At 58.4% G+C, this 13114-nt stretch carries 13 protein-coding genes and 1 pseudogene; 5 read left to right on the forward strand and 9 right to left on the reverse strand.

Going from position 1 to position 13114, the window contains the following annotated elements; genetic code table 11:
* Positions 1 to 28: 28 nt before the first annotated feature.
* Positions 29 to 793 carry a GntR family transcriptional regulator gene (locus NPS46_RS20160; protein WP_274110245.1) on the reverse strand — a complete coding sequence of 255 codons (765 nt, stop codon included), beginning with the start codon at positions 791 to 793 and terminating at the stop codon, positions 29 to 31.
* 220 nt (positions 794 to 1013) lie between these two features.
* Between NPS46_RS20160 and NPS46_RS20165 the strand changes: the two genes are divergently transcribed.
* On the forward strand, positions 1014 to 2204 hold the full coding sequence (locus tag NPS46_RS20165) for a benzoate/H(+) symporter BenE family transporter (RefSeq protein WP_274110247.1): 1191 nt from the start codon (positions 1014 to 1016) through the stop codon (positions 2202 to 2204).
* Positions 2205 to 2267: 63 nt separating this feature from the next.
* Here the strand turns inward: NPS46_RS20165 and NPS46_RS25455 are convergent, their stop codons facing one another.
* The 3 genes and pseudogenes from NPS46_RS25455 to NPS46_RS20175 form a co-directional block, all read right to left on the reverse strand.
* Positions 2268 to 3152, reverse strand: coding sequence for a methyl-accepting chemotaxis protein (locus NPS46_RS25455; protein WP_425312771.1), 885 nt, complete (start codon positions 3150 to 3152; stop codon positions 2268 to 2270).
* A pseudogene (locus NPS46_RS25460) lies at positions 3132 to 4235 on the reverse strand (HAMP domain-containing protein); the annotation flags it as partial. The gene NPS46_RS25455 and the pseudogene NPS46_RS25460, both read right to left, overlap by 21 nt.
* 191 nt (positions 4236 to 4426) lie before the next feature.
* Positions 4427 to 5188 (reverse strand): SDR family oxidoreductase, encoded by a 762-nt coding sequence (locus NPS46_RS20175; RefSeq protein WP_274110251.1) that lies wholly within the window; start codon positions 5186 to 5188, stop codon positions 4427 to 4429.
* 233 nt (positions 5189 to 5421) lie between these two features.
* On the opposite strand from NPS46_RS20175, the gene NPS46_RS20180 reads away from it, so the two are divergent.
* Complete coding sequence (locus NPS46_RS20180; protein ID WP_274110252.1) at positions 5422 to 6426, forward strand: NADP-dependent oxidoreductase; 1005 nt, start codon at positions 5422 to 5424, stop codon at positions 6424 to 6426.
* Positions 6427 to 6482: 56 nt separating this feature from the next.
* Here NPS46_RS20180 and pyrF read toward each other — a convergent pair whose 3' ends face one another.
* On the reverse strand, positions 6483 to 7181 hold the full coding sequence (gene pyrF, locus NPS46_RS20185; protein WP_274110255.1) for an orotidine-5'-phosphate decarboxylase: 699 nt from the start codon (positions 7179 to 7181) through the stop codon (positions 6483 to 6485).
* A 263-nt stretch (positions 7182 to 7444) separates the two neighbouring features.
* Between pyrF and eat the strand changes: the two genes are divergently transcribed.
* The 3 genes from eat to NPS46_RS20200 all read left to right on the forward strand — a co-directional run bounded on the left by eat (position 7445) and on the right by NPS46_RS20200 (position 9875).
* Entirely contained in the window at positions 7445 to 8809 is a 1365-nt protein-coding gene (eat, locus tag NPS46_RS20190) for an ethanolamine permease (protein ID WP_274110257.1), read from the forward strand.
* A 118-nt stretch (positions 8810 to 8927) separates the two neighbouring features.
* Positions 8928 to 9095, forward strand: coding sequence for a DUF2897 family protein (locus NPS46_RS20195; protein WP_274110259.1), 168 nt, complete (start codon positions 8928 to 8930; stop codon positions 9093 to 9095).
* 213 nt (positions 9096 to 9308) lie between these two features.
* On the forward strand, positions 9309 to 9875 hold the full coding sequence (locus NPS46_RS20200) for a TetR/AcrR family transcriptional regulator (protein WP_274110261.1): 567 nt from the start codon (positions 9309 to 9311) through the stop codon (positions 9873 to 9875).
* Between the two features lie 27 nt (positions 9876 to 9902).
* Here NPS46_RS20200 and NPS46_RS20205 read toward each other — a convergent pair whose 3' ends face one another.
* The 4 genes from NPS46_RS20205 to rpsA form a co-directional block, all read right to left on the reverse strand.
* Positions 9903 to 10244, reverse strand: a complete 342-nt coding sequence (locus tag NPS46_RS20205; protein ID WP_274110263.1) for a ComEA family DNA-binding protein — start codon at positions 10242 to 10244, stop codon at positions 9903 to 9905.
* Positions 10245 to 10493: 249 nt separating this feature from the next.
* On the reverse strand, positions 10494 to 10715 hold the full coding sequence (locus NPS46_RS20210; protein WP_274110265.1) for a DUF1049 domain-containing protein: 222 nt from the start codon (positions 10713 to 10715) through the stop codon (positions 10494 to 10496).
* 18 nt (positions 10716 to 10733) lie between these two features.
* Positions 10734 to 11030 (reverse strand): integration host factor subunit beta, encoded by a 297-nt coding sequence (gene ihfB / locus NPS46_RS20215; RefSeq protein ID WP_048731065.1) that lies wholly within the window; start codon positions 11028 to 11030, stop codon positions 10734 to 10736.
* A gap of 270 nt (positions 11031 to 11300) precedes the next feature.
* The gene (rpsA, locus tag NPS46_RS20220) at positions 11301 to 12995 is read right to left on the reverse strand and encodes a 30S ribosomal protein S1 (RefSeq protein WP_274110268.1); all 1695 of its coding nucleotides are present in this window, start codon (positions 12993 to 12995) and stop codon (positions 11301 to 11303) included.
* Positions 12996 to 13114 lie beyond the last annotated feature (119 nt).

Raw genomic sequence — 13114 nt, forward strand, 5'->3', positions numbered from 1 at the left:
GACGGGCTGCGGGCTTTGTCTGGACGGCTTAGAGCTTGGCGCTGGAACGTCCAGGCTTCTTGGTCTGCAGCAGATGTGAAAAGACTGCATGCAGATCGTCGGAAGCCCCTTCCTCTTCGAGGTTGAGCTTGCTGTCGATATGGTCCATGTGGTGCATCATCAGGCTGACGGCCAGAGGGGCATTGCGAGCCTCGATAGCATCGATCAGTTGGGTATGCTCATCGTAGGAACAGTGCGAGCGGTTACCGCTTTCGTACTGGGCGATGATCAGCGAAGTCTGCGACACCAGGCTGCGCTGGAAATTGATCAGCGGGGCATTTTTGGCCGCTTCGGCCAACTTCAGGTGGAACTCGCCGGAAAGCCGGATACCCGCCCCGCGATCCCCTCGGGAAAAGCTCTCGCGTTCCTCGTTGACCATCTGCCGCAACTCGGCCAGTTGCTCGGCCGTGGCATGCTCGACCGCCAGTTCGGTGATTGCCTTTTCGACCAGACGCCGGGAGAAAAACACCTGACGCGCCTCTTCGACACTCGGGCTGGCCACTACTGCGCCGCGGTTGGGTCGTAGCAGCACCACGCTTTCATGGGCCAGGCGGGACAAGGCGCGCCGAATGATCGTACGGCTGACACCGAAGATTTCGCCCAGCGCTTCCTCACTCAACTTGGTACCGGGGGCCAGGCGTTGTTCGAGGATGGCCTCGAAGATATGCGCATAGACCATATCGTCCTGGGTTCCGCTGCGGCCGGCTTTGCCTGCTCGCGGTTGTTTCTTGAGGGGTTGCAGCTGTTCGTTCATGGGCACTCGGGTCGAAGGACGGCGGCGAAGAGACCGTAACTTTAGTACGGCCGGGCCGGCCGCAAGCAAATATCGCAAAAAAACAGCACACATTGTACACAAAGCTTGATGGCGAAACGACTGTACGGTCAATTGCTGCGCCGGCTGTACCGCAATAAACAGGGTATTTTGCGATTAATCTTGATGGCTGCCCCGCCTGCACCCAGAACAAGGAAGCCCTATGACCCACGCCACCCAAACGCGCCTGCGCCCGTTGGCCGACACCTCGCCTGCCGCTGTCGTCGCCGGTTTTATCGCGATGATGACCGGCTACACCAGTTCCCTCGTCCTGATGTTCCAGGCTGGCCAGGCCGCCGGACTGACCAGCGGTCAGATTTCATCGTGGATCTGGGCCCTGTCGATCGGCATGGGCATCTGCAGCATCGGTTTGTCGCTGCGCTATCGCACCCCCATTACCATCGCCTGGTCGACCCCTGGCGCAGCCCTGCTGATTACCAGCCTGGCCGGCGTGAGTTACGGCGAAGCCATTGGTGCCTACATCACCTGCGCTGTCCTGGTGACCATCTGCGGCCTGACCGGCAGCTTCGAACGCCTGGTCAAGCGCTTGCCCTCCTCCCTGGCGGCCGCTCTGCTGGCCGGGATCCTGTTCAAGATCGGCAGCGAAATTTTCGTCGCCGCGCAGCATCGCACCGGGCTGGTACTCGGGATGTTTTTCACCTACCTGATCGTCAAGCGCCTCTCGCCCCGCTATGCGGTGCTCGGCGCGCTGCTGATCGGCACCGCGCTGTCCGGCATGCTGGGCCTGCTCGACTTCAGCAGTTTCAGCCTGGAAGTGGCAACACCGGTCTGGACCACACCGTCGTTTTCCCTGGCCGCCACCATCAGTATCGGCATTCCGCTGTTCGTGGTCGCCATGACCTCGCAGAACATGCCCGGCATCGCCGTGTTGCGCGCCGACGGCTATAACGTCCCGGCCTCGCCGCTGATCAGCACCACGGGGATCGCCTCGCTGCTGCTGGCACCGTTCGGCTCCCACGGCATCAACCTGGCGGCAATCAGTGCCGCCATCTGCACCGGGTCGCATGCCCACGAAGACCCGGCCAAGCGCTACACCGCAGCCGTCTGGTGCGGAATCTTCTATCTGATTGCCGGGACCTTTGGCGCGACCCTGGCCGCCTTGTTTGCCGCACTGCCCAAGGAGCTGGTGCTGTCGATTGCCGCCCTGGCCTTGTTCGGCTCGATCATCAACGGCCTGAGCGTGGCGATGAACGAACCCAAGGAGCGCGAAGCGGCGTTGATCACGTTCATGGTCACAGCTTCAGGCTTCACCCTGTTCTCGGTGGGCTCGGCCTTCTGGGGAATTGTCGCGGGTGTGCTGACGTTGATGATCCTCAACTGGCGTAAAGGCTGACCTTTAACACCCGCTGTTCGGTAGGCGCGCCCCCCGCCTACCGAACGCTTTGGGCCAGCCGGATCAATTCAAGCGAAAATGCCCCACCATCCCTTTCAACTGCGCCCCCAACTGCGCCAGTTCCAGACTGGACCTGGTATTGCCCTGCATCGCCAACGCTGATTGATCGGCACTGGCACGGATGCTGGTCACACTGCGATTGATTTCCTCGGCCACCGAGCTCTGCTGCTCCGCTGCCGCAGCGATCTGCTGATTCATCTGCTGGATCTGCGACACCGCTACGGCAATGCTGCCCAGCGCACTTTCGGTCTGTAGCGCATCGCTGACCGCCAGCTTGACCAACTCGCCACTGTCCTGGATCTGCCGCACCGACGACTGCGCGGCCAGGCGCAATGCGCTGACCAGTTGCTCGATCTCTCCGGTCGACTGCTGGGTACGTCGGGCCAACGCCCGCACCTCGTCGGCGACCACGGCAAAACCACGCCCCTGCTCACCAGCCCGCGCTGCTTCGATGGCCGCATTGAGCGCCAGCAGATTGGTCTGCTCCGCCACACTCTTGATCACCTCCAGCACCGAACCAATGTTCTGGATCTGTGTGCTGAGGCTGCCGATACTCTGGCTGGCCGACTGCGCCGAGTCCGCCAGCAGCTCGATACGCTGCATGCTCTGGCGCACCACCACCTGACCGCTGTCAACCTTGCCATCAGCGGCCTGGGCCGCCTGGGCAGCTTCCTCGGCATTGCGCGCAACGTCGTGCACAGTCGCGGTCATCTGGTTCATTGCGGTCGCAACCTGCTCGGTCTCCTCCTTCTGGCTGCTGACCTCTTTATGGGTCTGTTCGGTCACTGCCGACAACGAATGAGCCGAGCTCGCCAACTGCTCGATGCTCGCCTGCAAACCACTGACGATCCCGCTCAGTCCCGAACTCATCTGCTGCATGGCGCGCATCAGTTGGCCGATCTCATCACGCCGCTCAACCTCCACCCGCCCGGTCAAGTCGCCAGCGGCGATCTGCTCGGCTACGCGAATCACGCTGCGCAACGGGCCGACGATCAATCGGGTAATCAACCAGGCGGCAATCAGACCGACCAGCAAGGCCAGGGCCGAAGAGCCGAGAATCAATAGGGCGTTGTGCTTGAGTTCCGCCTGCATGGCAGCATCTTCGGCGGCATAGGCCTGATCGACACGCTCAGTCACCTGGTTAGCACGCTCATGCAACTGCCGATAGACCTGTTTCTCCCGCTCAAGCAGATCGGTGTACTCGGCGAGCTTTTCACTGAAGCTGGCGATATGGCCGGTAACCTCGTTAAGCACCGTCTGGTACCCGGCATCCTTGATCGTCGTTTTCAATTGCTCCGCCTGGGCCAGGGCCTGCGCCGCCTGCTCGATCCGCCCCTGACTCTGGCTGTCATCGCCCTTGCGGCTCTGATCCAGGCGCACCCGCGCCTCGTTCATAGCCTGGAGCATCAAGCGTGAAACCTGGCTGACCTGGTTGGCCTGCTCGATAAACTCGGCCCCTTCGCGCCCCTGACTGTCCTTGAGCGTATAGGCACCATCATCTGCCAGGCCGGCTTGCAATACATCGAGATTATTGGCCACGCTGGACACCGACCAACTGGCCATCTCCAGCGCCAGCTCCTTGGTCTGACTCAGTTCGACGAATTCGTCGAAGGCTTGCCGATAAGCCCCCAGCGCCTGCTCGACATCGACCATGATCGGCGCATTTTCCACTGACTGCGCCTTGAGCTCCACTGCCAGCACCTGCAAGCCCGCAACCCCTTGGCGCAGGGCATCGGCGCTTTCAGTATCGCCATGCAGGGCGTAGTCCTTTTCTATCAGGCGCAGCTTGAGCAGGCCGCCATTCAGTGTGGACATCTGCTTGAGGCCGTCGACACGCTGGCTGATGGTCTGCAGCGACCAGACCCCGATGGCCGCCACCCAGAGCGTCAACAGCAACACCAGGGCAAACCCGACACCCAGCTTCTTCGCCATACCGAGGTTGGCGAAACGTCCTTGCATGGCCGATATCATTGCACTGCGCCCCTATCCGAATGCCATATGCCAGTAAAGGCCATTCAATATTGGTGCAGAGTCGCAATGCCATCCCCCACAGCACAAGCCTGGGTGGCGCCAATAATGGCAAAAAGCTACGTTGAGGTCGCTTTCAGAACGGTCAAGGTCGATCCTCCAGCCCCAGCCACGACGGACCGCCGGGCCGCGACCTAGATCGCCGTGACCCCACCATCCACCGCCAGTGCATGGCCGGTCGTGAACGCGGCCCCATCGCTGCACAGATAGAGCACGGCACTGGCAATCTCCTCGACCTTGCCGATGCGTCCGACAGGGTGCATGGCGGCGGCATACTCGGCCTTTTTCGGATCAGCCTCATAGGCGCGTCGGAACATATCGGTATCGATCACTGCCGGGCATACCGCATTGACGCGAATTTTCTTCTTCGCGTACTCGATAGCCGCCGATTTGGTCAGGCCGATCACTGCATGCTTGGACGCACTGTAGATACTCATCTTCGGTGCCGCGCCCAGGCCGGCCACGGAAGCGGTATTGACGATGGCCCCGCCACCCTGGGCCAGCAGCAGCGGCAATTGATACTTCATGCACAGCCAGACGCCCTTGACGTTGACGCCCATGATGGCGTCAAACTCATCGACACTGCCCTCGGCCAGCCGACCCTGTTCGATTTCGATCCCGGCATTGTTGAAGGCATAGTCCAGGCGTCCGTATGCCTCGAGCGTGCGCGCCATCAACTGCTGGACGTCGGCCTCACGAGTGACGTTGCACGGTACGAAAAGCGCATCGCCTCCCGCTTCACGAATCAACATCGCCGTACCTTCGCCACCCGCCACATCCAAGTCGGCCACCACCACCTTCAAACCTTCGGCGGCGAACGCCAGGGCCGTGGCGCGCCCAATACCTGCCGCCGCGCCCGTTACCAAGGCCACCTGGCCGGAAAACACCATGCTCATGATTCAGTCCTCAAAGGTTGCGTGCTTATCGCCTGGCCGCAGTCTAGCCAGAGCCACCGTCCTCCCGGCAGCACTATCCAAGAGCCGGTTAGGGGCTTATGCACCCAGGTGATAAAGGGCCCGGAGTGACCATCACCACAATCGATCCGACTTTATTCGCCAGCCTTGCGCCGCTTGCCGGAATGCCTGCAAGGGTCTATCAACTAAGCTTTGCCACCACCCGAGTGCCAGCCATGACCACCCAGACCAACCGCCAGTTCCTGCTTGCCAAACGCCCTGTGGGACCTGCGACCCGCGACACCTTTACCTATCAGGAAGTCGCCGTGGGTGAGCCGGCGGACGGGCAAATCCTGGTGAAGAACCAGTTCCTTTCCCTCGACCCCGCCATGCGTGGCTGGATGAACGAAGGCAAGTCCTATATACCGCCCGTCGGCATTGGCGATGTGATGCGCGCCCTCGGTGTGGGCCAGGTCATCGCTTCGAACCATCCCGGGTACGCTGTCGGCGACTACGTGAACGGCGCCCTGGGCGTCCAGGATTACTACCTCGGCGCGCCACACGGTTTCTACAAGGTAGATCCGCAACTGGCGCCACTGCCGCGCTACCTTTCAGTGCTGGGCATGACGGGAATGACCGCCTACTTCGCGTTACTCGACATCGGCGCGCCCAAGCCGGGGGACACCGTGGTAGTTTCCGGCGCCGCAGGTGCGGTGGGCAGCATCGCCGGGCAGATTGCCAAGCTCAAAGGCTGCCGCGTGGTCGGCATCGCGGGCGGCCAGGAAAAATGCCGCTTCCTGATCGAAGAACTGGGCTTCGACGGCGCCATCGACTACAAGAGCGAAGATGTCCAGGCCGGGCTCAAGCGCGAATGCCCCAAAGGCGTCGATGTGTATTTCGATAATGTCGGCGGCGAGATCCTCGACGCCGTGCTCAGCCGCCTGGCACTGAAAGCGCGGGTGGTGATCTGCGGGGCAATCAGCCAGTACAACAACAAGGAAGCAGTCAAGGGTCCGGCCAATTACCTGGCGCTGCTGGTCAACCGCGCCCGAATGGAAGGCTTTGTGGTGATGGACTACATCGCCCAGTACCCGGCGGCCGGGCAGGAAATAGCCGGCTGGCTAGCCAAGGGCCAGCTCAAGAGCAAGGAAGATATCGTCGAAGGGCTGGAAAACTTCCCCGAGATGCTGATGAAATTGTTCAGCGGGGAGAATTTCGGCAAGCTGGTGCTGAAGGTTTGACCGCAGATTTGCCAAGCAAGCCAGCGCCTACAGGTCTGTAGACGCTGGCTTCAGGCTTAGGCCAGTTCGGCGACGACCGACGCCAGGGCCTGGGCCGGATCGGCAGCCTGGCTGATCGGGCGACCAATCACCAGGTAATCCGAACCGGCATCCAGGGCCTGACGTGGCGTCAGAATCCGCCGCTGGTCATCCTGGGCGCTACCGGCTGGGCGGATCCCTGGTGTCACCAGTTGCAGCGACGGGTGCGCGGCCTTCAACGCCTGGGCCTCCAGGGCCGAACAGACCAAACCGTCCAGACCGGCCTTCTCGGCCAATGCCGCCAGGCGCAACACCTGAACCTGAGGCTCGACGTCCAGACCGATACCTGCCAGATCCTCACGCTCCATGCTGGTCAGCACGGTAACCCCGATCAACAACGGCTTCGGCCCGCTGCGCTGGTCCAGCACGTCACGGCACGCAGCCATCATGCGCAATCCACCCGAGCAGTGAACATTGACCATCCACACACCCATTTCCGCCGCAGCCTTGACCGCCATCGCCGTGGTGTTGGGAATGTCGTGGAATTTCAGGTCGAGAAACACCTCGAACCCCTTGTCGCGCAAGGTGCCGACGATTTCTGCGGCGCAGCTGGTGAACAACTCCTTGCCGACCTTGACCCGACACAGCTTGGGGTCCAGTTGATCGGCCAACTTCAGGGCGGCGTCACGGGTGGGGTAATCCAGGGCGACGATGATAGGAGTCTGGCAGACGGACATGGGCGGGCTCTCAGGCAGGTCGAAATCGGCGCGCATTGTAGCGGAACCTGGGGCAGTCCGGGACCCGATGATCGGTAAATGTCCTGCCACGCGCCAAAAGTGCCCACCTTTGCACCCAATAGAACCGGAGTCGTTGTCGCAGAACGACAAAATATCCTCGCCACGACCCCTTTTGCGCCTTTTACGACCTCTGTGCACGTACTGGCACGCCCGCTGCAGCCCCACCGGCGAGCTTTCCTCAAATGGCTAGGGAGTCGTCCGTCATGAATACGCAACTCAAACCCACCCTGGGTACGCTGCACCTGTGGGGCATTGCCGTGGGCCTGGTCATTTCCGGCGAGTACTTCGGCTGGAGCTACGGCTGGGGCGTGGCCGGAACCCTGGGGTTTCTGGTGACCTCAATCATGGTCGCGACCATGTACAGCTGCTTTATTTTCAGTTTCACCGAGCTGACCACAGCGATTCCTCATGCCGGCGGGCCATTCGCCTACAGCCGTAGGGCATTTGGCGAAAAAGGCGGGCTCATTGCCGGGCTGGCAACACTGATCGAATTTGTCTTCGCTCCACCGGCGATTGCCTTGGCCATTGGTGCCTACTTGAATGTGCAATTTCCGGCGCTCGACCCCAAGCACGCCGCCGTCGGCGCCTATATCGTATTTATGGGCCTGAACATACTTGGCGTAAAACTGGCCGCCACCTTTGAGCTGATCGTCTGCGTACTCGCGGTGGGTGAACTGCTGGTATTTATGGGCGTGGTCGCGCCTGCCTTCAGCTTCAGCAACTTTGCCCTGAATGGTTGGGCCGGCGCGGACACCTTTGGCGCACCAGCCATTGCCGGCATGTTCGCGGCCATCCCCTTCGCCATCTGGTTCTTTCTCGCCATCGAGGGTGCGGCCATGGCGGCCGAAGAGGCCAAAGACCCCAAGCGGACGATCCCCAAGGCCTATATCAGCGGAATCCTCACCCTTGTACTGCTGGCCATGGGCGTCATGTTCTTCGCGGGCGGCGTGGGGGATTGGCGTACCCTATCAAATATCAACGACCCATTGCCTCAAGCCATGAAAGCCGTGGTTGGCGAAAGCTCCGGCTGGCTGCACATGCTGGTCTGGATCGGCTTGTTTGGTCTGGTCGCCAGCTTTCACGGGATTATTCTTGGCTACTCTCGCCAGTTCTTCGCCCTCGCGCGCGCCGGCTACCTGCCAGCCTCCCTGGCCAAACTGTCACGCTACCAGACACCCCACCGGGCAATCATCGCTGGCGGCCTGATTGGCATCGCAGCCATCTACAGCGATGGCCTGATCAACCTGGGAGGGATGAGCCTGACTGCCGCGATGATTACCATGGCCGTGTTTGGCGCAATCGTGATGTACATCATGAGCATGCTCAGCCTGTTCAAGCTGCGGCAGAGTGAACCGCTGCTGGAACGTACCTTCCGTGCCCCGGGATACCCGTTTGTCCCGGCAATTGCACTGCTATTGGCCGTGGTGTGCCTGGCTGCGATGATCTGGTTCAACGGCCTGATCGGATTGATTTTCCTTGGCTTCATTGCCGCCGGCTTTGTCTACTTCTCCCTCACGGCGCGTTTGCGCGCGGCGGCCCCCGTCGATGCGATGCTGACAGGTCTATAAGGCTATTCGGGCAGAAGGGACCTATAATTGAAACCCAGAGATGATATTGACTCTAAGTGGTAGGTAGGTAGCCGAAGCAAATCCTTTGCCCGGCGCCTGCCATTTCAAGGAGAGCCCTATGCCCTGGTATGCCTGGCTGATTATGGCGATCGCTATCGGTTCGATCGTCGGAGGCCTGATGATGCTGCGCGACACGGCCAAAAAACTCCCGCTCACCGAAGAGCAGCTCAAGCGCATCCATGAGCGCAACGCGCAAATGGATGCCAAGGAAGCTAAAGACCGCTAACCCCCCCCAATCCCCTCATCCACCTAGGATCGAGGGGATTTTTACATGGGTATTCTTCATGGGCATGACCTACGCCAAACATGGATTTTACCTACGGATAAAAGGGGAAGCCTCTTGTATGAAATATCGCAAAGTTACTTGGCAAGGAATAAATGACAACCGGCATTTAACTTTTGCCTGGGTAACATGAGGGCATTGCCATTGGAGGCCCTCATGCGCTATTCACAAGAACATAAAGCCCGAACTCACCAGCGCATCATCAAGGAGGCAGCTTCTCGCTTTAGACGTGACGGCATCGGAGCAACGGGCCTGCAACCATTGATGAGGGCCCTGGGGCTGACCCATGGCGGCTTTTATGCCCATTTCAGGTCCAAGAATGAGCTGGTTGAAAGAGCCCTGCAGGAAGCAGCCGACGAACTGAACAGCCACTGCGAGGATTTGTTCAGCGGCTCAGAGCCCTTACCGACCTTCATCGATAGTTACCTCTCGGAATGGCACCGTTCAACACCCGAACAGGGTTGCCCACTCACGACGATGTCCTGCGAGCTAGGCCAACGTCGCACACCCTGCGCAATTACTGACAACATCATCAACACTCGTCTTGAGCAAATATCGGAGGTACTGGGACCAAAGGACAGCACGAAAAGCCTTGTCATCCTGGCTACCTTGGTCGGAGCACTGATTTTGTCACGCAGCGCCAAAGACCAGGACCTGGCGATCAATATATTAAGTACGACACGCCGGTATCTGAAGACAGAATTGAAAAAGGCCGGTCATTGACCGGCCCACAGAAAGGACAGAAGAAACTTACTCCGTTGCAAGACGGAGCCTGTTCTGCTCAAGAATAGACTTACCGATACCTTTCACCTCAAGCAGTTCATCGACCGAGGCAAAGGCACCAAACTCCTCGCGATGAGCAACAATAGCCTGAGCCTTTGCTGCGCCCACACCCAACAGTGCCTTCTGAAGAGCCAGTGCATCAGCCGTATTGATATTGACCTTGTCGACCTGCACATCAGCTAATGCTTGCTCGGAAACATTGGCCGAAAGACTCGGATCGCCAGCCTTGCTCGCAGGTACTGCATAGGCCGCAACAGAGATAGAGCTCAGCAGGAAAAAAACAAGAGAAGGGATTATGGCTATACGCATCGGGGACGCTCCTTGATTGAATGAAAACAGCTTTCCAAAGCTGTCTTTCAAACCTAGGCCATCCAAGCATACTGTCAAAAAGCGTGAAGTTACCGGATATGTACCGATAGACCGCTACGCCAATAAGCCTAAAGCGCAGGGGCTTTAACCCTACCGCCAGCGGCTACGCCAATCGTTCGATACGATTGACTCAACGCAGATCATCAACCCCCACTCAGGCCCCTGCTGCCTGCTGATTGAACGAACAGCTTACCGACGCGCTCGACGAGTGACCAACCAAGCCAGGGCCGGTGCAATGATCAGACCGAGCAGCAATGCGGCGACCACAAATACGGATAATGGGAGCGGAGGTGTCGCCCACCCCAGGAACATCATGGAGGTCGGCTGCTGGTTCTCCAGAATAAAGACCAGAGTCACTAAAAGAATCGCCAAGACAAAAACGCCAAACACGATCCTAGAAAGATTACGCATCAATCAATCCCTCAAAGCTCAGACGTCATCTTCTTCGTCCTCATTCACCCGATCGCGCAATTCTTTGCCGGGCTTGAAATGGGGAACAAACTTTCCATCCAGACTAACGGACTGGCCAGTCTTGGGATTACGTCCTACACGGGGCGCACGATAGTGCAGCGAGAAGCTACCAAACCCGCGAATTTCAATACGGTCTCCAGTTGCCAGGCACTGGGACATTTGCTCAAGCATAGTCTTGATGGCCAACTCGACATCCTTGGATGAGAGTAGCCCTTGATGGGTGACAATTCGTTCGATCAACTCCGACTTCGTCATATTTTTCCCTTCTTTTTCAAGCAGCTAGATCAGTGCTCCAAAGGTTTTAGCATGGTCAAGAGGATTTGAACAGCTTATATATTGACTTATGTGGGCAGATCAACCCCATGACAAAATTCTGCAAACTTCGCTGCCAAATGCACCATAGCGAGCACCGCACGGCCCGCAGTCTAACTGGGCCTTTTCACTGTACTAGCAGCAGACCTTGAAAAACACACAGGCACAAAAAAGGGCGACCTAAGTCGCCCTCTTTTTACGGTCAATCAGAACTTAGTTCTGTTTTTCCGCTTGTGCAGCACGCAGCAGGTCACCCAGAGTGGTGGCTACTGGAGCATCCGTAGCTACTGGCTTGTCGCGCAGGCTTTGGATGGCTTCTTTCTCGTCTTCAACGTCCTTCGACTTGATGGACAGCTGAATCACGCGGCTCTTACGATCAACGCTGATGATCTTGGCTTCTACTTCTTCGCCTTCTTTCAGAACGTTGCGCGCGTCTTCAACGCGGTCACGGCTGATTTCGGAGGCTTTCAGGGTCGCTTCGATATCGTCGGCCAGGGTGATGATGGCGCCTTTGGCGTCAACTTCTTTTACAACACCCTTAACGATGGCGCCTTTGTCGTTAACCGAGACGTACTCGGAGAACGGATCGCTTTCCAGCTGCTTGATACCCAGGGAGATACGCTCGCGCTCTGGGTCAACCGACAGGATAACGGTGTCCAGCTCGTCGCCCTTCTTGAAACGACGCACGGCTTCTTCGCCCACTTCGTTCCAGGAGATGTCGGACAGGTGAACCAGACCGTCGATGCCGCCGTCCAGACCAATGAAGATACCGAAATCGGTGATCGACTTGATGGTGCCGGAGATTTTATCGCCCTTGTTGAACTGGCCAGAGAAATCTTCCCATGGGTTAGATTTGCACTGCTTGATGCCCAGGGAGATACGACGACGCTCTTCGTCGATGTCCAGAACCATAACTTCCACTTCGTCGCCGACTTGTACGACTTTCGAAGGGTGGATGTTCTTGTTGGTCCAGTCCATTTCGGAAACGTGTACCAGACCTTCAACGCCTTCTTCCAGCTCAGCAAAGCAGCCGTAGTCGGTCAGGTTGGTTACACGAGCGGTAACGCGAGTGCTTTCTGGGTAACGGGCTTTGATAGCAACCCATGGATCTTCGCCCAGTTGCTTCAGGCCCAGGGAAACACGATTGCGCTCGCGATCGTACTTCAGAACCTTGACATCGATCTCGTCGCCAACGTTGACGATTTCGGAAGGATGCTTGATGCGCTTCCAAGCCATGTCGGTAATGTGCAGCAGGCCATCGACGCCACCCAGATCGACGAATGCGCCGTAATCGGTGAGGTTTTTGACGATACCTTTGACTTGCTGACCTTCCTGCAGGGATTCCAGCAGAGCTTCACGCTCAGCGGAGTTCTCGGCTTCGAGGACGCTACGGCGGGAAACGACAACGTTGTTGCGTTTCTGGTCGAGCTTGATGACCTTGAACTCGAGCTCTTTGCCTTCCAGGTGCGTGGTGTCGCGCACTGGACGGACGTCAACCAGGGAACCTGGCAGGAACGCACGGATGCCGTTAACGTCGACTGTGAAGCCGCCTTTAACCTTACCGTTGATAACGCCCTTGACCACTTCCTCAGCTGCGAAGGCTGCTTCCAGAACAATCCAGCATTCAGCGCGCTTGGCTTTTTCACGGGACAGCTTGGTTTCACCAAAGCCATCTTCAACCGAATCCAGCGCCACGTGAACTTCGTCACCGACGTTGATGTTCAGTTCGCCAGCATCGTTGTAGAACTGCTCCAGCGGGATCAAAGCTTCAGACTTCAAACCGGCGTGAACAGTAACCCAGCGAGCTTGGTAATCGATATCAACGATAACGCCGGTGATGATCGAACCAGCCTGAAGATTCAGGGTCTTTAGGCTTTCTTCAAAGAGTTCCGCAAAGCTTTCGCTCATTTTAATTCCTGTTGATAAGGGCGAAGAATACGCCCATCTGCCACACCCCAGACGGTGAGGGTTACGTTCATATAAAAGAAAGTGCGCGGGACTATGACTGGTCCCCCGCACACTTCCTT

Source organism: Pseudomonas putida, assembly GCF_028682395.1.
GTDB lineage: Bacteria > Pseudomonadota > Gammaproteobacteria > Pseudomonadales > Pseudomonadaceae > Aquipseudomonas > Aquipseudomonas putida_AB.

Bases quoted from the DNA above. Each gene is read 5' to 3' on its own strand.
- NPS46_RS20160 (WP_274110245.1), bottom strand. From the start codon at position 793: ATGAACGAACAGCTGCAACCCCTCAAGAAACAACCGCGAGCAGGCAAA.
- NPS46_RS20165 (WP_274110247.1), top strand. From the start codon at position 1,014: ATGACCCACGCCACCCAAACGCGCCTGCGCCCGTTGGCCGACACCTCG.
- NPS46_RS25455 (WP_425312771.1), bottom strand. From the start codon at position 3,152: ATGCGCGCCATGCAGCAGATGAGTTCGGGACTGAGCGGGATCGTCAGT.
- NPS46_RS20175 (WP_274110251.1), bottom strand. From the start codon at position 5,188: ATGAGCATGGTGTTTTCCGGCCAGGTGGCCTTGGTAACGGGCGCGGCG.
- NPS46_RS20180 (WP_274110252.1), top strand. From the start codon at position 5,422: ATGACCACCCAGACCAACCGCCAGTTCCTGCTTGCCAAACGCCCTGTG.
- pyrF (WP_274110255.1), bottom strand. From the start codon at position 7,181: ATGTCCGTCTGCCAGACTCCTATCATCGTCGCCCTGGATTACCCCACC.
- eat (WP_274110257.1), top strand. From the start codon at position 7,445: ATGAATACGCAACTCAAACCCACCCTGGGTACGCTGCACCTGTGGGGC.
- NPS46_RS20195 (WP_274110259.1), top strand. From the start codon at position 8,928: ATGCCCTGGTATGCCTGGCTGATTATGGCGATCGCTATCGGTTCGATC.
- NPS46_RS20200 (WP_274110261.1), top strand. From the start codon at position 9,309: ATGCGCTATTCACAAGAACATAAAGCCCGAACTCACCAGCGCATCATC.
- NPS46_RS20205 (WP_274110263.1), bottom strand. From the start codon at position 10,244: ATGCGTATAGCCATAATCCCTTCTCTTGTTTTTTTCCTGCTGAGCTCT.
- NPS46_RS20210 (WP_274110265.1), bottom strand. From the start codon at position 10,715: ATGCGTAATCTTTCTAGGATCGTGTTTGGCGTTTTTGTCTTGGCGATT.
- ihfB (WP_048731065.1), bottom strand. From the start codon at position 11,030: ATGACGAAGTCGGAGTTGATCGAACGAATTGTCACCCATCAAGGGCTA.
- rpsA (WP_274110268.1), bottom strand. From the start codon at position 12,995: ATGAGCGAAAGCTTTGCGGAACTCTTTGAAGAAAGCCTAAAGACCCTG.